General features: G+C 39.7%; 20 protein-coding genes. 15 read left to right on the top strand and 5 right to left on the bottom strand.

What is annotated here, in order from left to right:
* The first annotated feature begins 178 nt into the window (after nucleotides 1-178).
* The gene (locus Q0K96_RS12915; protein ID WP_297334398.1) at nucleotides 179-1,777 is read left to right on the top strand and encodes a T9SS type A sorting domain-containing protein; all 1,599 of its coding nucleotides are present in this window, start codon (nucleotides 179-181) and stop codon (nucleotides 1,775-1,777) included.
* A 52-nt stretch (nucleotides 1,778-1,829) separates the two neighbouring features.
* On the opposite strand, the gene Q0K96_RS12910 is transcribed toward Q0K96_RS12915, so the two are convergent.
* Nucleotides 1,830-1,988 (bottom strand): lmo0937 family membrane protein, encoded by a 159-nt coding sequence (locus tag Q0K96_RS12910; protein WP_223054413.1) that lies wholly within the window; start codon nucleotides 1,986-1,988, stop codon nucleotides 1,830-1,832.
* Between the two features lie 185 nt (nucleotides 1,989-2,173).
* Here Q0K96_RS12910 and Q0K96_RS12905 point away from each other — a divergent pair, with 185 nt between their 5' ends.
* Nucleotides 2,174-3,517, top strand: coding sequence for an NAD(P)/FAD-dependent oxidoreductase (locus Q0K96_RS12905; RefSeq protein WP_297334397.1), 1,344 nt, complete (start codon nucleotides 2,174-2,176; stop codon nucleotides 3,515-3,517).
* 16 nt (nucleotides 3,518-3,533) lie between these two features.
* Here Q0K96_RS12905 and Q0K96_RS12900 read toward each other — a convergent pair whose 3' ends face one another.
* Nucleotides 3,534-3,899 carry a cupin domain-containing protein gene (locus tag Q0K96_RS12900; RefSeq protein WP_297334396.1) on the bottom strand — a complete coding sequence of 122 codons (366 nt, stop codon included), beginning with the start codon at nucleotides 3,897-3,899 and terminating at the stop codon, nucleotides 3,534-3,536.
* Between the two features lie 427 nt (nucleotides 3,900-4,326).
* Between Q0K96_RS12900 and Q0K96_RS12895 the strand changes: the two genes are divergently transcribed.
* The 9 genes from Q0K96_RS12895 to Q0K96_RS12855 all read left to right on the top strand — a co-directional run bounded on the left by Q0K96_RS12895 (nucleotide 4,327) and on the right by Q0K96_RS12855 (nucleotide 11,451).
* The gene (locus Q0K96_RS12895; RefSeq protein ID WP_297334395.1) at nucleotides 4,327-5,169 is read left to right on the top strand and encodes a MotA/TolQ/ExbB proton channel family protein; all 843 of its coding nucleotides are present in this window, start codon (nucleotides 4,327-4,329) and stop codon (nucleotides 5,167-5,169) included.
* Nucleotides 5,170-5,257: 88 nt separating this feature from the next.
* On the top strand, nucleotides 5,258-5,908 hold the full coding sequence (locus tag Q0K96_RS12890) for a biopolymer transporter ExbD (protein ID WP_297334394.1): 651 nt from the start codon (nucleotides 5,258-5,260) through the stop codon (nucleotides 5,906-5,908).
* Between the two features lie 20 nt (nucleotides 5,909-5,928).
* Nucleotides 5,929-6,498 carry a biopolymer transporter ExbD gene (locus Q0K96_RS12885; protein ID WP_297334393.1) on the top strand — a complete coding sequence of 190 codons (570 nt, stop codon included), beginning with the start codon at nucleotides 5,929-5,931 and terminating at the stop codon, nucleotides 6,496-6,498.
* 32 nt (nucleotides 6,499-6,530) lie between these two features.
* Nucleotides 6,531-7,364, top strand: a complete 834-nt coding sequence (locus Q0K96_RS12880; RefSeq protein ID WP_297334392.1) for an energy transducer TonB — start codon at nucleotides 6,531-6,533, stop codon at nucleotides 7,362-7,364.
* Nucleotides 7,365-7,465: 101 nt separating this feature from the next.
* Complete coding sequence (locus Q0K96_RS12875; protein ID WP_297334391.1) at nucleotides 7,466-7,609, top strand: hypothetical protein; 144 nt, start codon at nucleotides 7,466-7,468, stop codon at nucleotides 7,607-7,609.
* Between the two features lie 10 nt (nucleotides 7,610-7,619).
* Entirely contained in the window at nucleotides 7,620-8,564 is a 945-nt protein-coding gene (locus tag Q0K96_RS12870) for a substrate-binding domain-containing protein (RefSeq protein ID WP_297334390.1), read from the top strand.
* A 28-nt stretch (nucleotides 8,565-8,592) separates the two neighbouring features.
* Nucleotides 8,593-10,296: a tetratricopeptide repeat protein gene (locus Q0K96_RS12865; RefSeq protein WP_297334389.1), complete on the top strand. Its 1,704-nt coding sequence runs from the start codon at nucleotides 8,593-8,595 to the stop codon at nucleotides 10,294-10,296.
* Between the two features lie 97 nt (nucleotides 10,297-10,393).
* Entirely contained in the window at nucleotides 10,394-11,026 is a 633-nt protein-coding gene (locus Q0K96_RS12860) for a 7-carboxy-7-deazaguanine synthase QueE (protein WP_297334388.1), read from the top strand.
* Between the two features lie 20 nt (nucleotides 11,027-11,046).
* A complete protein-coding gene (locus tag Q0K96_RS12855; RefSeq protein ID WP_223054423.1) occupies nucleotides 11,047-11,451 on the top strand; it encodes a DUF2059 domain-containing protein in 405 nt (134 codons plus the stop codon).
* Nucleotides 11,452-11,493: 42 nt separating this feature from the next.
* On the opposite strand, the gene Q0K96_RS12850 is transcribed toward Q0K96_RS12855, so the two are convergent.
* On the bottom strand, nucleotides 11,494-12,207 hold the full coding sequence (locus tag Q0K96_RS12850) for a class I SAM-dependent methyltransferase (RefSeq protein ID WP_297334387.1): 714 nt from the start codon (nucleotides 12,205-12,207) through the stop codon (nucleotides 11,494-11,496).
* A 39-nt stretch (nucleotides 12,208-12,246) separates the two neighbouring features.
* On the opposite strand from Q0K96_RS12850, the gene Q0K96_RS12845 reads away from it, so the two are divergent.
* The 3 genes from Q0K96_RS12845 to Q0K96_RS12835 are packed head-to-tail and all read left to right on the top strand — an operon-like array spanning nucleotide 12,247 to nucleotide 13,453.
* A complete protein-coding gene (locus tag Q0K96_RS12845; RefSeq protein ID WP_297334386.1) occupies nucleotides 12,247-12,738 on the top strand; it encodes a YkgJ family cysteine cluster protein in 492 nt (163 codons plus the stop codon).
* Complete coding sequence (locus Q0K96_RS12840) at nucleotides 12,738-13,145, top strand: PH domain-containing protein (protein ID WP_297334385.1); 408 nt, start codon at nucleotides 12,738-12,740, stop codon at nucleotides 13,143-13,145. Before Q0K96_RS12845 ends, Q0K96_RS12840 begins: the two co-directional genes overlap by 1 nt.
* 50 nt (nucleotides 13,146-13,195) lie before the next feature.
* A complete protein-coding gene (locus Q0K96_RS12835; RefSeq protein ID WP_297334384.1) occupies nucleotides 13,196-13,453 on the top strand; it encodes a hypothetical protein in 258 nt (85 codons plus the stop codon).
* Here Q0K96_RS12835 and Q0K96_RS12830 read toward each other — a convergent pair.
* Both Q0K96_RS12830 and Q0K96_RS12825 read right to left on the bottom strand, forming a co-directional pair.
* Nucleotides 13,443-13,655, bottom strand: a complete 213-nt coding sequence (locus Q0K96_RS12830) for a hypothetical protein (protein ID WP_297334383.1) — start codon at nucleotides 13,653-13,655, stop codon at nucleotides 13,443-13,445. The genes Q0K96_RS12835 and Q0K96_RS12830 overlap by 11 nt on opposite strands.
* A gap of 86 nt (nucleotides 13,656-13,741) precedes the next feature.
* Nucleotides 13,742-15,010 (bottom strand): DUF1343 domain-containing protein, encoded by a 1,269-nt coding sequence (locus tag Q0K96_RS12825; protein WP_297334382.1) that lies wholly within the window; start codon nucleotides 15,008-15,010, stop codon nucleotides 13,742-13,744.
* A gap of 5 nt (nucleotides 15,011-15,015) precedes the next feature.
* Here Q0K96_RS12825 and Q0K96_RS12820 point away from each other — a divergent pair, with 5 nt between their 5' ends.
* A complete protein-coding gene (locus tag Q0K96_RS12820; RefSeq protein ID WP_297334381.1) occupies nucleotides 15,016-16,251 on the top strand; it encodes an FtsX-like permease family protein in 1,236 nt (411 codons plus the stop codon).
* Nucleotides 16,252-16,385: the final 134 nt, after the last annotated feature.

The following is a 16,385-nucleotide window of genomic DNA, read 5'->3' as shown; positions in this document are numbered from 1 at the left end:
TAATTTATTCTAACATAATTTTAATAAATCTACACAAATGTAGATTATTTTCTTTTAGTAGCTACGGTTGCAGATAATTTTAACGCGAAATCAAATGAATTTTATAATTAGTAATATACAGTTAGTTAGCCAAATGCCTATTCTGTTATATTTGCATGTAAACCAAAACCAAACCAACATGAAAAAACTCTACGTTTTAGCCGTAATTTTCACTACTGCTGTCTTGCATTCTCAAAATCCGCACTGGGAATGGGTAACCGGTATAGAAGCCTCTTTTGATGAGCCGCACAAGCCCATAGCTATGGATGCTGAAGGAAATATATATACTTACTCTGCATTTATTGAAGATATTGTTACTGACGATTACCAGTTAACCCCTGTAGGGAGGGATTCCTATTTTGCAAAATTTGATAATGACGGCACGTTTACCTGGATAAAGCATATTCAGGGCAATGGCGGTGAAACAATATGGGGAATGGATACTGATGAAGAAGGTAATGTGTATATTACTTGCAGTTATAACAACGGTATTACTATCGACTCAGATACTTTTAGCGGAGTAGGCAGCATTTTTGCCAAATATGACACTGATGGTAACCGTGTCTGGATAAAAAGCTGCACTTTTACGAACATCAATTATCTTACTGTTGATGAAGCCGGAAATATATATGCAGCCGGAAGTTTTGCCGACTCTTTTGTATATGATGATGTAACCCTGCCGGGAGGATATAATAATTATTTTGCAATTAAACTGAGCAATGACGGCGATTATCTATGGTCAGAAGTTTTTGCCGAGGCAGAGCCAAACACAAACCAGTCATCATACGTTAATAACATTGAGATAGATGATAACGGTAATTTATACCTGTGCGGAAGGTTTATTCATTTAGATGTTTCGTTTGGAGATATTACCCTTAACCCAAATACAAACAACAACTGTTTCGTGGTAAAATATAATCCTGAAGGTGCAGCACTATGGGCAAAGGCTGCCGGGAATAACAGTTGTGCTAACGATGCCTATGATGTTTCGGTTAGCAGCAACGGCGATGTTTACCTTTCAGGGAATTACTGCAACACCATAAATTTTGATGGTAATGTGCTCAATTCAGCAACCGGCTCTAAATATTTTCTTGTAAAATATGATAGTGAAGGTAATGTAATATGGACAAAAACATCTGCATCCGGCCTTTATAACGTTATACAGTCAATTGATATTGATAACGACGGCAATCTTATTGCTGCAGGCAGCTTTCATAACAATATAGACTTTGGCAATAGCATAAGTCTTTCCAGTTCGGGTTCGGGTCAGTATGTGGCTTTATATAATAATGAAGGTGATGCACAGTGGGCTGTTGCAACAGGAGAGATAGACATTAATAATAAGATAATGGTTATTGCAAGAGAAGACAATACTATTTATACTGCCGGGCACATGCAAATACCATCATTGCAATTAGGTGATATTAACTACGAAAGACAGGGAGAAAACCTGTATAATATCTGGTTTGGTAAGTTTGTATATGAAGATACCACGGCAGGAACAGGTATATTTACAAAGTCTGCGATAACGCTTTACCCAAATCCGGCTGCCAACATTATTCATATTGATGCGGCAGAAACTGTACTTTCGGTTTCTGTTACCGATATTAATGGGCGGGTGGTGTTGCAGCAAAATTACGGCAATAGTATAGATGTATCCGCTCTGCGCTCCGGTATTTATTTTGTAACAACAGTAACGCAACAGGGCAGTTCTGTTAGTAAGATTATTAAAAAATAGATAAATAAAAAATCCCTCAGCTGAGGGATTTTTTATTTTTTGCTTTGTTACTTTACGGCCTCCTGCCCACTGCAAGCCTGTATAAAATACCGATTATTGCCAGTACAAGTAAAATGTGTATAAGGGCACCTACAGATTCTCCGAATCCGAAATATCCTACCAGCCATCCTATAATAAGGATTACAACGATTAACCAGATTAAATCTCTCATAATAAGTGTTTTTTAATGTTAGCAAATTAAAATTACTCATTATGTTTGAGGCTTGTTTACTAATTAAGAATACTTTAATAGTAAATGTTTTCTTAATAATTTTCCTCAGCCTCAAATTAATATGATAATCTGAGATTAATATTTTTTTTATTAAGTACCTTTGTGATGTATTACAATTTTTTTAGATGCAAACTCCCTTAAAAATTGCAGTAGTGGGTTCCGGGCTTGTAGGATCGCTGCTGGCAATATACCTAAAAAGAGCCGGGCATACCGTACACGTGTATGACCGTAGCCAGGACATCAGGACAGTACAGTTTTCAGGACGCTCTATAAATCTTGCCATGTCGCACCGCGGCTGGAAAGCACTTGATGATATAGGGCTTGGCAATGAAATAAGGGAAATTGCCATACCAATGGATAAACGTGCCATACACCTGGTTGGCGAGCCGTTGGCTTATCAATATTATGGTAAAGAGGGAGAAAGCATATATTCAATATCGCGTGGGGTGCTTAACCGTAAAATGGTTACCCTTGCAGAAGAAGAGGGGGTAGAGTTCTTTTTTGGGGTAAGGATTTGGGATGTTGACCTTGCCACAGCTACTTTACTGAAAGGGGAAACCGAGCGTGGCCCGTGGGAAGAATTAAAGTATGATATTGTTTTTGGTGCCGACGGCGCTTTTAGCCGCATCCGTCACCGCATGCAGCGCCAGAGCATGTTTAATTACTCTCAGGAGTTTTTAAACCTGGGCTACAAGGAACTTAATATACCGCCAAATCAAGATGGCAGCCACAAGCTCGACAAGAACTCGCTGCACATATGGCCAAGAAAAGAATTTATGCTTATTGCACTGCCTAATTTAGACGGCAGTTTTACATGTACACTGTTTATGCCTTTTGAAGGCGAAAATTCTTTCGAATCGCTGAAAGATAAAGAAACTCTTGAGTCTTTTTTTGCAAAACATTTCCCTTCTACTATAGACGTAATTCCTAAACTGGTTGAGGATTTCTTTAAAAACCCTACAAGTACGCTGGTAACCATGAAATGTTACCCGTGGACGTATGAAGATAAAGTGGCGCTTATTGGCGATGCCTGCCATGCTATAGTACCTTTTTACGGACACGGTATGAACGCGGGCTTTGAAGATATTACAATACTTAACAGTTTTATTAAGCAATATGGGGATGACTGGCTTTCGATATTTAAAGAATATCAAAAAAGCCGCAAGCCTAATGCGGATGCCATAGCTGAACTTAGTTACCGCAATTTTATGGAGATGAGCTCTAAAACGGCTGATGCTGATTTTCTGCTTCAGAAAAAAATAGAGAAACACTTTTCAGAAAAACATCCTGATAAGTGGCTGCCATTATACAGCCGCGTTACATTCAGCTACAGCCCTTACAGCGAAGCGCTTGCTATCGGCGACAGGCAAAAAGCCATAATGGATGAAATAATGGGTATGGATAACATAGAAGCTATATGGGACAGCCCCGAAGTTGAGCAGAAGATATTAAAGCTTTTAGAAGAATAAACTTTTTTACTTCACCTTACTTTTCTTCCCTGCGTGCTTTATCAATACTGAATGCAGGCGTGCAAATAGCAAGGTATTCGCACGGTTCTTCAAACGGGTTAGAATACTGTACCCGTGCACCGCTGCTTATTTTTATAGATTGCCCGGTTGTAAGGATGATGCATTCACCATCAATCATAAACTGCTTCTTACCTTTTATTATATAGGTATATTCGTCAAACTCCGGGTTTTGGTGGGGTTCGCTCCATCCGGGTGGTGCAACCATATGGGCTATAGATAGTGCGGCATTGCCATCAGAAGCACTTCCGAAATGCTCCTCTATAAGTTTACCGTCATCTGTAGGCACTGTAAACGGACTGTCCTGAATAAAATACTTTTTCATTTTTTATTATTTATAAGGTAACAGGATTACAGAGCCTGGTGTGTATTGTGTTACTGCAAATTTAGGTAAAGACCCTTTGCAGGGTGTGAAAGTTTACATAAAACACAAGCTGCCAAAAAAAATACAATGCCTGCACAATAAATGAATATGAATTATGTTATTTATAAGTATTCTATTTTAATTTAAAATTATTATTAACAAAAATCGGTTTCGGTTTGCTAAAAACAAAAAATTGTAAATAAAAGGGCAGGATTTGTAAAATTAAGGTTACCGCTCCAATATAAAATTAATGTTAAGAAGCGATAAAAAAATTCTTTTTATTTTTTTTTATGTCTTAATAAATTAAATTTGCCCATCTTATCAAAAATTAAGTTGTTAAACAGCAAGAAACTATTATTTAAAAAAATCAAAATTAAATTTTCAAAAAATGGCAAACGCATCTATTCAGAAGGTTGAAACTAAAGGTGGTTCTTCTAAAGGATCTAATGTATTCGCGGCACTGGCTATCGTTATCTGTATTATTGTAGGTATACTAGTGTGGAAATTCATCATGGGCCACCCATCAAACTTTGAAGATAATAACCCTGAAGGGCACCCACTGCCTGGTAACTACCTTGGTATGGTTTACAAAGGCGGTTATGTGGTACCGGTACTTATGGGCTTATTCCTTATGTCGGTAGTATTCTCTATCGAGCGTCTATTTGTTATCAACAAGGCTGCAGGTAAAGGTAATGTAGAAACTTTTGTAAGGAAAGTACAAAACCAGATTGCTGCAGGAAACATAAACGAAGCTATGGCTGAGTGCGACAAGCAACAAGGTACTGTGGCTAACGTGGTTAAAGCAGGCCTTATTAAGTATGAAGAAGTTAAAAGGGAAGGTTTTGACAGCGAAAGGGCTGAAGCTGCTATCCAGCAGGAAATAGAAGAGGCTACCTCTCTTGAGATGCCTATGCTTGAGAAAAACCTTGTAGTTATATCTACTCTTGTATCTATTGGTACACTTTGTGGTCTATTAGGTACGGTAACAGGTATGATTAAGGCGTTCTCTGCTCTTGGTGCAGGTTCTACACCAGACTCTTCTCAGCTTGCTAACGGTATCTCTGAAGCACTTATCAACACTGCTACAGGTATCGCAACATCTACAGTAGCAATTATTGCTTACAACTCATTTACATCTAAAATTGACAAGCTTACTTACTCTATAGATGAGGCTGGTTTTACAATTGCCCAGACTTACAGGCGTTTCAGGTCTCGTGCCAACAACGCTTAATTAAAGAGTAGTTAACTTATAAATAATTAGTGCCGGCCCCGGGGAAGCACAGCTCTCCCGGGCCTGTACAAACAAGCTGATAATATAAATGGCTAAAGTTAAAGTATCTAAAAAGAGCACAAGGATAGATATGACCGCTATGTGTGATGTGGCATTCCTACTTTTGTCGTTCTTTATCATGACGGCTACTGCAAAGCAGCCCGAGCCGCATCCGGTAGATACTCCTGCTTCTACCGTTCAGACAAAGCTGCCGGAAGAAAACCTGGCAACTATAACTGTTGGTGATGACAAGGCGTTTTTTACCATGATGAGCCCTGAGGTTAGGAGAGGGGCACTTGAGCGTATATCTCAGGAATATAATGTAACATTTACTGATGCAGAATACCAGGCTTTTGCAAACCTGCAGGGTTTTGGAGTTCCGTTAAACCAGCTTAAAGGACTTTTGGCTATGGAGCCATCTGAAAGGATGGAAGAAGGCCTGCAGGGTGGTATTCCTTTTGACTCTGTTAACAACCAGTTGGGAAGCTGGGTAGAAGCAGCAAGGGAAGCCCACAAGGCAGTTCTTGAAGAAAGGATGAGCAAGGGTGAAGAAGGCGTTGTTTTTAAAGACCTTGATATTGCGATAAAAGGTGATGCCGAAGAAGATTATCCTGTAATTAAGAGGATAATAGACATACTACAGGAGCAAAAGAAGAACAAATTCTTCCTTGTGACTGGTTTGAGGGACGAAAATTTTTAATTTAAAAGCATTACTGTAAAATGGCAGAATTAAATACCGGCGGCGACGGTGGCAAAGGCAAAAAAGTAAGAAGTAAGAAAATGAATCCGGGTGTCGATCTTACCGCGATGGTGGATTTGGCATTCCTTTTGATTACTTTCTTTATGCTTACCACAACCCTGTCTAAGCCGCAATCTATGAACCTTGCTATGCCTGATAAAAATCCTGAAGATAAGGTTGATGATACTCAGGCAGTAGCTAATGACCGTACCATGACCATTTTGCTTGGTAAAGATGATAGCATACTGTGGTATTTTGGTGAATTTGCAGCTCCGCTTATCGAGCCTACACAAAGTGCTTATGGTAAAGAAGGTATACGTCAGGTAATACTGCAAAGAAAGGCAGCAGTTGAAGCAGCTTATAAAGGGCAGCTTGATGATAACGGTAACCAGAAAGGGCTTATTGTTATTATTAAGGCAAGTGATAAAACACACTATAAGAACCTTATAGATATTCTTGACGAAATGGCTATAACCAATATAAGTATATATGCCATTGGAGATATAACCAAGCCGGAGGTAGAGTTACTGAAGGAAAAAGGAATGGATTAATTCCTTTTAACTAACAAAAAACATTAGAGATTATGTCTAAGTTAAACATATTTAAGACCCAGTGGATTGATATGGTTTTTGAAGGCCGTAACAAGAAATATGGTGCTTACCAGCTGCGTTCGGAAAACCCGAAAACAACGGTTAGGGCTATGATATTGGGTATATTGCTTTTCTCAGCCGCTATAGCTTCACCGCTTATATCACGTTATATCAGTGATAATTTAGGTAGCGCTGAAAAAGAAGAGAACCTTGATAAGGTTATCGAAGTGGTAGACCTTCCACCACCACCGGCAGAAGAACTTCCGCCGCCACCGCCACCGCCACCGGTAGAAGAATACCAGGCGCCAAAGTCGGTTGTGGAAGAAGTAAAGTTCAAACCTCTTGAGGTGAAGAAAAAAGAAGAGGTTGTAGAAGAACCGCCTACAAAAGATAAACTTGAGGTTGCTGACCCAAGTTCTCGTAACGCTGAAGCAAGCCCAACAGGTGACATCAATATCGGTAAACCTTCGGGAGACCTTGATAAAGGAGTTGAGGCTCCTGACAACACGGTATATAACTCTGCGGGCCTTCAGGTACAGCCGCAATATCCGGGTGGTATGGATGAGTTCTACAACTATGTGAACAAGAACTTCAGGATTCCTGATATAGACCAGGATATGACAGCGAGGATATATGTATCTTTTGTTGTAGAAAAAGATGGTTCAATGACAGGTATCAAAGTACTCAGGGACCCTGGTTACGGGCTTGGTAAAGAAGCTGAGCGTGTGCTTAAGTCAATGAAGAAAAAGTGGCAGCCGGGTATTCAGAACGGTAAGCCTGTAAGGGCTTCTTACAACCTGCCTATCACCATTAATATCAGGTCATAATAAAATAAAGCGGGATGCTGAACAACAGAAGATCTCGGCAAGAAACACAGAAATCGCCCGTACAGCGATTTCTGTTTGTTTTAGGGATAGTGTTTTTTTTAATGTACCTTATTTTGGGGCTTATTATAATTTTCTGGAAAGAACTTCCTTTTAATCTTACCTACAACGGCAGGCTTGCCTTTGGGGGGTTATTAATTGTATATGCTTTTATCAGGTTTATAAGGCTGCTTCAAAAAGGCAGGTAATTAATAACAGATGAAGAAACTAAGAAGTATATATTTCGGGGTGCTGTCGGTGGTTTTTGCTTTTACACTTTTCTTTGCCTGCAAAGGCGAGGGCAGCGGAAGCGATGGTGCTAATGCCGAAATACCCGAAACGTTAACATCAGGCAGGGTTAATTTGCATGTAGATACTACAGTCCAGCCGATAGTTGAAGATGTACTTGCTGTTTTCCACAGTGTTTATAACAGGGCTACTATACAGCAGGTGAATAGGACTGAAAGCGAAATAGTCAATGCCCTGCTCTCAGATTCTGCAAGTGTTGCGGTTTTACCCCGTATGCTTACAGATGATGAGGCACGTTACTTCGAAAAAAGGAAAATTACCCCGCGTGTAACGCCTTTTGCAACAGACGCTGTTGCATTTGTAGTAAACAATAAAGCAACAGATACCCTTCTTGACCCCGAAGAACTTTACAAAGCTTTAAGGGGAGAGCCTTCAACAATAAGCAAACTTGTTTTTGATAACCCCGGCTCAAGTACGGTACAATACCTGCTCAAAAAAGCAAATGCCGGCAAACTCCCTGCACAGGGAATGTTTGCTTTAAACTCTAACCGGGAAGTTATAGAATATGTGCGTGACAACAATGGAGCAGTCGGAATTGTAGGAGTAAACTGGCTGGTGCAGCCTCCGCTAAACCTGCAAAAAACTGTAGAAGATGTCACTGTCATGGCAGTAAAAAATGTTAAAACCGACACTACTGCCGCAGGGTACTACAAGCCCTCTCAAACCAATATAGCTACGGGTGCATACCCGTTTACCCGAAAGTTGTATTTGTTAAATTATCAGGGTAAGCAGGGTTTAGGCATGGGGTTTGCAACCTACATAAGTGCACGCGAAGGACAGCGCATAATCCTGAAGTCAGGATTGCTGCCAGAAGAAATCCCGCCGAGGGAAATAAACGTGAGAAACGAACTATAAACTGTAAATAATTATAAAAGAGTATAAAATGATCAAGACGAAAGATTTAAAATTCCTTGGTTTATCCCTTTTGCTATTCGGAGCGGCAAATGCCCAAAGTGCCGATGAAGCTAAAAAGGCTATTGATGCTGAAAAATTTCAGAAGGCCAAAACGATTTTAAAGAACCTTATTGCATCTGAGCCGGAAGAAGGTAAAAATTACTTTCTGTTAGGCGATGTATATCTTAAGCAAAAAGAGCAGGATTCTGCAGCCATTTATTTCAATAAAGGCAAAGTTGTAAAAAAAGATCCTGAATATAATACTATAGGCCTTGGGCATATAGATCTTAATAAAGGTAATACTGCCGCAGCACAGTCTAAATTTAAAGCAGTAGAAGACGGCCTTAGGCGTAAAGACAGTGAGCAGCTTGTATATATAGGCCGCGCTTATGTAAACGCTGAAAATCCTGACTACAATAAAGCCATAGAGGTTTTAAAGCGTGCTATTGCGAAAGACGATAAAAATGCACAGGCTTACATAACACTTGGTGATGCTTATGTTGGTGCAGCCAAATACAACGAGGCTTTCCAGGCGTATCGTGATGCAGTTGCACTTGATAATACAGCACAAAGGGCAAGCCTTCAAATGGCGGTAATCACTAAAAACACAAGGGCTGCCTTCCCGGAAGCGGTTAGTGCTTTTGAGAACATCCTGAAAAAAGACCCTAACTATGGCCCTGCATACAGGGAGCTTGCAGAAACATACTACCTATGGGCAAATACTGATACTGCCAAGTATGACCAGTATATGAAAAAAGCGCTTGAAAACTATGAAAAGTACATGCAGCTTACAGATTACTCGCTTAACTCGCGTATGAGGCATGCTGACTTTTTAGTGCTTGCGAGAGATTACAAAGCGCTTGAAGCTGAGGCTAAAAAAATGCAGGAGCTTGACAAAGTAAACCCAAGGATACTGCGTTACCTTGCTTACTCTGCTTATGAGAACGGTAACTTTAAGGCGAGCCTTGATGCCATGAATGAGTTTATGGCAAAAGTAGAAGAAGAAAGACTTATTGCACGTGACTACCTGTATCTTGGCCTTGCCAAAATGGCTTCAACTGTAAATACAGATGCAGAAGGCAACACTACAATAACAGATCAGGCTAAATTTGACCAGGCAATTAAAGACATACAGAAAGCCGCAGAGCTTGATATTGATATTACCAATGAGTTTAACGCGATAGGTAAAAAACTGTTTGCTCAAAAACTTTACGGCCCTGCATCTTATGTTTTTGAAACGGCAATCTCAAACCCTGATAACAGGAATGCGTTTTATGATAACTTCTACCTTGCATATTCAATATACTACGACCACCTGAATATGACAGATGAAGCTAAGAAAAACAATACAGAGCGTCTGCAACTGGCAAGCACAGCTTTGGATAATGTAATTAAGCTTTCACCTGAAGCCCCGGATGCTTTTCTTTATAAAGCAAGGATAAACCAAGCCATTGGTTCAGAAGAATCATATGCAACAATGTCAGAAGCTTATGACAAATACATAGAGATTGTTGCCGCGAAAGCACAACGTACAGATGCCGAGAAGAAAAACCTGATTGAAGCTTACAGCAATGCCGGTGCTTATTACGCTATAACAAACAAGGCGAAAAGTAAAGAGTATTTTAATAAAGTACTTGAACTGGACCCGAATGATGCATTTGCAAAGCAGGAGCTGCAAAAACTTAAAAACTAAGTTGACAATTAATATAATGAACCGTTTCGGGCTTACCGGAACGGTTTTTTTATACCCAAAATTTTAATGTGTATCTTTGCAGCCTATTTTTGAAAGAATGCTGAAGAAGGAAATACAGATAGCAGTAGAAAAAGGCGAAATGCTGCCGCTTATGGAAGAGTTTTATACCATTCAGGGGGAAGGCTACCATACCGGCACTGCTGCCTATTTTATCCGTGTAGGGGGATGCGATGTGGGATGCCACTGGTGCGATGTAAAAGAAAGCTGGAATGCAGAGCTGCATCCGCCGACAGGCGTAGCCGCTATAGTTAATAATGCGGCTGCACAAGCCAAAACAATAGTAGTTACAGGCGGCGAACCCTTAACATGGGATATGCAGCCGTTAACCACCGCCCTTAAAGAAAGAGGGCTTAATGTGCACATAGAAACCTCTGGTGCATATCCTGTAACCGGAACATGGGACTGGTTTTGCCTTTCGCCAAAAAAGACTAAGCTGCCTGTGCAGGAAGCATATAACGCAGCCCATGAACTAAAGGTAATTATACACAACAGGCACGACTTTTTATTTGCTGAAGAGCAGGCCGCAAAAGTAAATGATAATGCCATATTGTTTCTTCAGCCGGAGTGGAGCAAAAAAGAACAGATGACACCACTTATTGTAGATTATGTAATGAATAATCCCAAATGGCGTGTATCTTTACAAACACATAAATACTTAAATATTCCATAACAATTTTAAAGACTAAGAAGATGAAGAAACTTTTATTAATTGCTGCATTTATACTTACAACAAGTGTTGGTTTTGCACAGTCTGATGCTTTTAAGGCTGATGTTAAAAAGCTGATGGAACTATCAGGTAGTACAGACCAGATGGATATGGCTAAAAAACAGGTTATTGCAATGATTCCTGCTGATAAGCAGGCAGCATTCAGCAAAGATTTTGAAGAATCTTTAAAGCCGGTTATTGAAAAACAACAAAAATTTTATCTTACTGAGTTTACTCATGATGAGATAAAGCAGATAATCAAGTTTTATGAGTCGCCGGTAGGTAAAAAATTTGCTGAGAAAAATACTAAACTGGCAGAAGCAAACATTCAGACAATGCAGGAGTGGAGTATGGAGCTTCAGGGCCTGATGATGAAATACATGCAGTAACAACTCAGTTTACTGAACAATAAACCCGGCTTTAAGCTGGGTTTATTGTTTTAAAGACAGTTTGGCAAGATAGTCATAATGTTCGCCCTCCGTCACAAGTTCACAATCAAGCCCGTTGGCATGCGCTGCGTTTTGCAATGTGTTGTAGTCTATATACATCCATTCAAAAGACTCTTCTGTTTCCCCTTTGTAGCTAATGGTAAAAGTTACCTCTCCATAATAATCTACATCACCCGGTATCCACTTTCCGCCATCCTCATCTTCGTCAAACATATAGATAATATCGCTGGAATCAACCAGTATTTGTCCGCCTTCGCTAAGCAACGATTTCATTTTTTGCAGGAAAGCAGTTATGTTCTTTAATCTGCCGCACATGCCTGCACCGTTCATGAGTAAAAGTATAGTGTCAAATTTTTCATTTTCAAGAGCCATGATATCAGCGTTGCGTGCATCTTCCACACCTCTCAACTTACAGGCTTCAATTGCGTTGCCTGATTTATCTATCGCTGTAACCGCTAAACTACGCTCGTTCTGCAGGTACAGGCTGTGGCTGCCCGCCCCGCATCCGGCATCGAGTACCCTTCCCTTAGCAAGCTGCAATGCTTTTTGCTCTATCGCGGGCATTTCTTCATAGCTCCTGAAAAGGTAGGCAACGCTCATTTCATCTTCTTCGGATATAGAAGTTTCGGTAATTAAATTTTCAGGTGCATTGCCTGTTTGATAATCGAGTATGGCTTTTCCGAAAAGGTCTTTCATTATTTTATACTTTTACAGCCTGAGAGGAAACGGATTAAAATGGATGATTTTTTAAAGCAGCTCCCAAAGCTGGCCAAAGATAAGCATAACGAGAATAAAAAGTTTTTTGACAGGCTTAAAAAGAAAGTCCCTAAAAACATGGATTATATTATGCAGGACCTGCATGAGGCGGAGTTTAAAAAAACAGACTGCCTTAGCTGTGCCAACTGCTGCAAGACAACCGGCCCGCTTTTTACCACTGCCGATATAGAGCGTATTGCAAAGCATTTCCGGATGAAGCCGCAACAGTTTATAGAAAACTACCTGCGTGTTGATGAGGATAATGATTATGTGCTGCAAAGCGTGCCCTGTACTTTTTTGGATAATGAAAACTACTGTATGATATATGATGTGCGGCCAAAGGCATGCAGGGAGTTCCCGCATACCGACAGGAAGAAGTTCCAGCAGATAAGCAATCTTACTTTAAAGAATGTTGCTATTTGCCCGGCTGCCTATAACATTGTGGAAGAAATGAAAAAGAAAATATTATAATGCAGGTATATAAATCAAAAATAGATATTTGGCTTTTAGCTGTAGTATTTGTGCCTTTGTTTGCTGTTTTATTGCAGGTATTAGTTACATTCACGTTGGGTTTGGTTGCTTTTATTGCCGTCATTATTGCTGTAATGATATATATGTTTACAACAACTAAGTATATAATTGATAATAACTCATTACGGGTTAAAATAGGTATTTTTGAATATACACAGGTTAAGATAAGCAACATTACCGCCGTAAGAAAAACAAATAACCCGCTTAGCGCGCCTGCACTTTCTTTAAAGCGCCTTGAGGTGCGGTATGGTAAAAACTTCGATTATATTCTGATTTCTCCAAAAGACAGGGATGCCTTTATAGAGGATCTCCTAAAAATTAATCCTTCTATAAAAGTAGATATGTAATATTTCCGGAAACAAAATTTTGTAGTTTTACCGCACATATTTTTAACTCTATGAAAACGGTAAGAAACCTTTTCCTTATTTACATTTTGTCGTTTATTACAGCAGTGGGCAGTACATTTATTAATGATACTCTTGTTGTAAATTATCGCCTTGAAGACAGGCTGACAGAAGCAGCTTTAATAAGTATACCGGTTTTTTTGGTGCTAAGCTTGCTATATATAGTTAACAGGTTGGTGGTAAAAACGCTGAAGGCGGTTAAAAAGAAAAAGCCCTCCGGTACGGAAGGCTCTACAGAAATTAAGCAGTAGCTTCTTCTTCGTTATGTTGTTTAAGCTCGCCTACTAAACTTTCAATGCTGTGAATTTTATCCTGTATATAATCCAGTAACCCTTCTATTTTATCTTTAAGGTCGGTTAAAAATTCTATAACATCTTCTATGTATCCTTTTATCTTCTCAATAAAAGAAATTACATATTGTATCAGGTTGTCAATTTTCTCTGTAATATTCATGGTAACGGTGTTATTATGTTTACAGAGTGAAATTACAAAAGCAGTTTTATAACCCGAAACACTTTGTATAAATATTAAGAATTTTACTATTCAGGGTAAATAAGGTACTGCCTGCGCATTTCCTTAAAGGCATCCAGTCCGTCTTCCCATGTCCGGCGGATGTCGCTTTCGCTCATACCCGATTCTATTTGCTGCTGCAATAGTTTGGTGCCGGCAAGTTTGGTGAAGAATGGAGTAAAGAAATTTGTTTTGTCATTGGTGTCATTATACGCCTTTAGCAGCCATTTCAGTTCCAGCTTTTTTACTCTCCTTACATCTGTAAGGTCTTCTCCATAGCAGGTAACACCATTATGCTTAGGCGATTTTGCCCCTTCATTCGGCGCGGGTGTAAAGCTAAAGCCATCGTCCGGTAAAAAGGGCGCTCCATAAATCTGGAACTGCATATTGGTACCGCGGCCCACGCTTACATCTGTACCTTCAAAAAAGCAAAGGCTTGGGTACAGCTTTATAGCCTGGCTGTTTGGCAGGTTAGGCGATGGCTTTACAGGCAGGTTGTACTGCATGGTGCGCTTGTAGTTACTGCAGGGTATAATGGTAAGGTTGCACTGCGCACCATTGGCAAGCCAGTTTTGCCCGTTTATCATCTTGGCATATTCGCCAATAGTCATACCATGTAAAACCGGTATGGGATGCATCCCTACAAAACTCTGAAACTCCGGCTCCAGTATCGGGCCATCTATAATCCTGCCGTTAGGATTGGGCCTGTCTAAAACAATAAGCGGAATATTATTTTCGGCACAGGCTTCCATTACATAGTGTAAAGAAGATATATAGGTATAAAAGCGTGCGCCTACATCCTGAAGGTCAAAAACCATAATGTCGATATCCTGTAAATGTTCGGGCTTAGGTTTTTTATTATTATCATATAAAGATATTATAGGCAAACCTGTTTTGGTATCCCGTCCGTCTTTAATAAGTTCCCCCGCATCGGCTGTGCCGCGAAAACCATGCTCTGGGGCAAAAATTTTTGTAATGTTTATTTCGCCTTTTTCCGTTTGTACGGTATATAAAAAATCGACAATATTAATTGTCCTGATGGTATCTTCATCTTTGGCAATATATTTAATGATGCCTGTCTGGTTGGTTACAACACCTGCTCTTTTTCCTTTTAGCAGGGGCAGGTACTGTTCATAATTATCTGCGCCTGTTTTTATGGCCGGCCTCACATCTGTAACAGGGTCTTCATAATCAGCAGATTTTGCTCCGCTCTTCAGGCTCTTAGACGAAATTCCGCACGACGCCATTAATATTAATGAGAATAATAATGTATTTTTGAATAACGAAAAAGACCTCATATAAGTTGAATTTAGAATATTTTATTGCCCGCAGGCTGGTTTCTGCCAAAAACCATAAAAGTAGTATATCGGCGCCAATAATAAAAATAGCCGTAATAGCAATTGCCATAGGCGTTATCATGATGATAATAGCCATTGCAACAGGCGTTGGCCTGCAGGATAAAATCCGTGAAAAGGTTTCGGCGTTTAACGGGCATATTATTATATCCAACTATGATGATAACAGGAGCGAGGTAAGCGTTTCGCCAATACCCATAAAGCAGGACTTTTATCCGGAATTTAAATCGGTGCAGGGCATAAGCCATATTCAGGCAGTGGCAAGCAAGGCAGGGATTATCCGTACAGAAGAAACAGTAGAGGGTGTAATTTTTAAAGGTGTAGGCAAAGAGTACAAGTGGGACAACCTTAAAGAATATATTGTTTCGGGACGAATCCCTGACTTGCAGAACAAACTTAATAATGAGGTTATACTTTCGCAATACCTTGCCGACAGGCTAAAACTTAAAGCAGGAGATAAATTTAATACCTTCTTTATGAAAGAAGATGCCAACAGTATGCCCAACATGAGGGTTTTTGAGTTGGTTGGAATATTTAACTCCGGTTTTCAGGAATTTGATGCGGCCTATCTTATTGGCGACATCCGCCACATACAGCGCATAAATAAATGGCGCAATGGCGAGGTAGGCTCCTTTGAAGTTTTTATAGACGATTTTGATAAGCTTTACCAAACAGGCGAAGAAGTGTATAAAAACATACCCTCTACACTCGACAGCCGTACAATAGAACAAAAATATTCTAATATCTTTGAATGGCTCACACTCTTTGATTTTAATATAGCACTTATAATTATAATTATGGTTATAGTGGGCACCATAAATATGATAGTTGCCCTGCTGGTGCTTATACTGGAGCGCACCCAGATGATAGGCATGCTAAAAGCGCTGGGAGCAAATAACTGGAGCGTCAGAAAAATATTTTTATATAATGCAGGTTATCTTATTATAAAAGGGCTGCTTTGGGGTAATGGCATAAGCATAGCGCTGCTGCTGATACAAAAACACTTCGAAATAATTAAGCTGCCGCCAGAAAACTACTATGTAACAGTAGCCCCGGTAACTATAGATGTGCCTTCAATACTGCTGGTTAATGCCGGAACAATAATAGTTTGCCTTACACTACTTTTAGTACCGTCTTACATTATCACTAAAATTTCGCCTGTAAAAGCCCTGCGGTTTGATTAATATTCAAAAGAGGTGTCATAATTCTGCAAATTTTTCTGAATGATTGATTGTGCTGAAAAAAATGTTCAATTTTTTCAGCCTGTAGATTGCATGCAATCAGTCACTTAAAAATAAAGGTTAAAAAAACATTAAAA

The organism is Flavobacterium sp. (genome assembly GCF_024305175.1).
Lineage (GTDB): Bacteria > Bacteroidota > Bacteroidia > Flavobacteriales > Flavobacteriaceae > Flavobacterium.
This window is presented reverse-complemented; position numbering and strand designations above follow the sequence as displayed.

Bases quoted from the DNA above. Each gene is read 5' to 3' on its own strand.
- Q0K96_RS12915 (WP_297334398.1), top strand. From the start codon at position 179: ATGAAAAAACTCTACGTTTTAGCCGTAATTTTCACTACTGCTGTCTTG.
- Q0K96_RS12910 (WP_223054413.1), bottom strand. From the start codon at position 1,988: ATGAGAGATTTAATCTGGTTAATCGTTGTAATCCTTATTATAGGATGG.
- Q0K96_RS12905 (WP_297334397.1), top strand. From the start codon at position 2,174: ATGCAAACTCCCTTAAAAATTGCAGTAGTGGGTTCCGGGCTTGTAGGA.
- Q0K96_RS12900 (WP_297334396.1), bottom strand. From the start codon at position 3,899: ATGAAAAAGTATTTTATTCAGGACAGTCCGTTTACAGTGCCTACAGAT.
- Q0K96_RS12895 (WP_297334395.1), top strand. From the start codon at position 4,327: ATGGCAAACGCATCTATTCAGAAGGTTGAAACTAAAGGTGGTTCTTCT.
- Q0K96_RS12890 (WP_297334394.1), top strand. From the start codon at position 5,258: ATGGCTAAAGTTAAAGTATCTAAAAAGAGCACAAGGATAGATATGACC.
- Q0K96_RS12885 (WP_297334393.1), top strand. From the start codon at position 5,929: ATGGCAGAATTAAATACCGGCGGCGACGGTGGCAAAGGCAAAAAAGTA.
- Q0K96_RS12880 (WP_297334392.1), top strand. From the start codon at position 6,531: ATGTCTAAGTTAAACATATTTAAGACCCAGTGGATTGATATGGTTTTT.
- Q0K96_RS12875 (WP_297334391.1), top strand. From the start codon at position 7,466: ATGTACCTTATTTTGGGGCTTATTATAATTTTCTGGAAAGAACTTCCT.
- Q0K96_RS12870 (WP_297334390.1), top strand. From the start codon at position 7,620: ATGAAGAAACTAAGAAGTATATATTTCGGGGTGCTGTCGGTGGTTTTT.
- Q0K96_RS12865 (WP_297334389.1), top strand. From the start codon at position 8,593: ATGATCAAGACGAAAGATTTAAAATTCCTTGGTTTATCCCTTTTGCTA.
- Q0K96_RS12860 (WP_297334388.1), top strand. From the start codon at position 10,394: ATGCTGAAGAAGGAAATACAGATAGCAGTAGAAAAAGGCGAAATGCTG.
- Q0K96_RS12855 (WP_223054423.1), top strand. From the start codon at position 11,047: ATGAAGAAACTTTTATTAATTGCTGCATTTATACTTACAACAAGTGTT.
- Q0K96_RS12850 (WP_297334387.1), bottom strand. From the start codon at position 12,207: ATGAAAGACCTTTTCGGAAAAGCCATACTCGATTATCAAACAGGCAAT.
- Q0K96_RS12845 (WP_297334386.1), top strand. From the start codon at position 12,247: ATGGATGATTTTTTAAAGCAGCTCCCAAAGCTGGCCAAAGATAAGCAT.
- Q0K96_RS12840 (WP_297334385.1), top strand. From the start codon at position 12,738: ATGCAGGTATATAAATCAAAAATAGATATTTGGCTTTTAGCTGTAGTA.
- Q0K96_RS12835 (WP_297334384.1), top strand. From the start codon at position 13,196: ATGAAAACGGTAAGAAACCTTTTCCTTATTTACATTTTGTCGTTTATT.
- Q0K96_RS12830 (WP_297334383.1), bottom strand. From the start codon at position 13,655: ATGAATATTACAGAGAAAATTGACAACCTGATACAATATGTAATTTCT.
- Q0K96_RS12825 (WP_297334382.1), bottom strand. From the start codon at position 15,010: ATGAGGTCTTTTTCGTTATTCAAAAATACATTATTATTCTCATTAATA.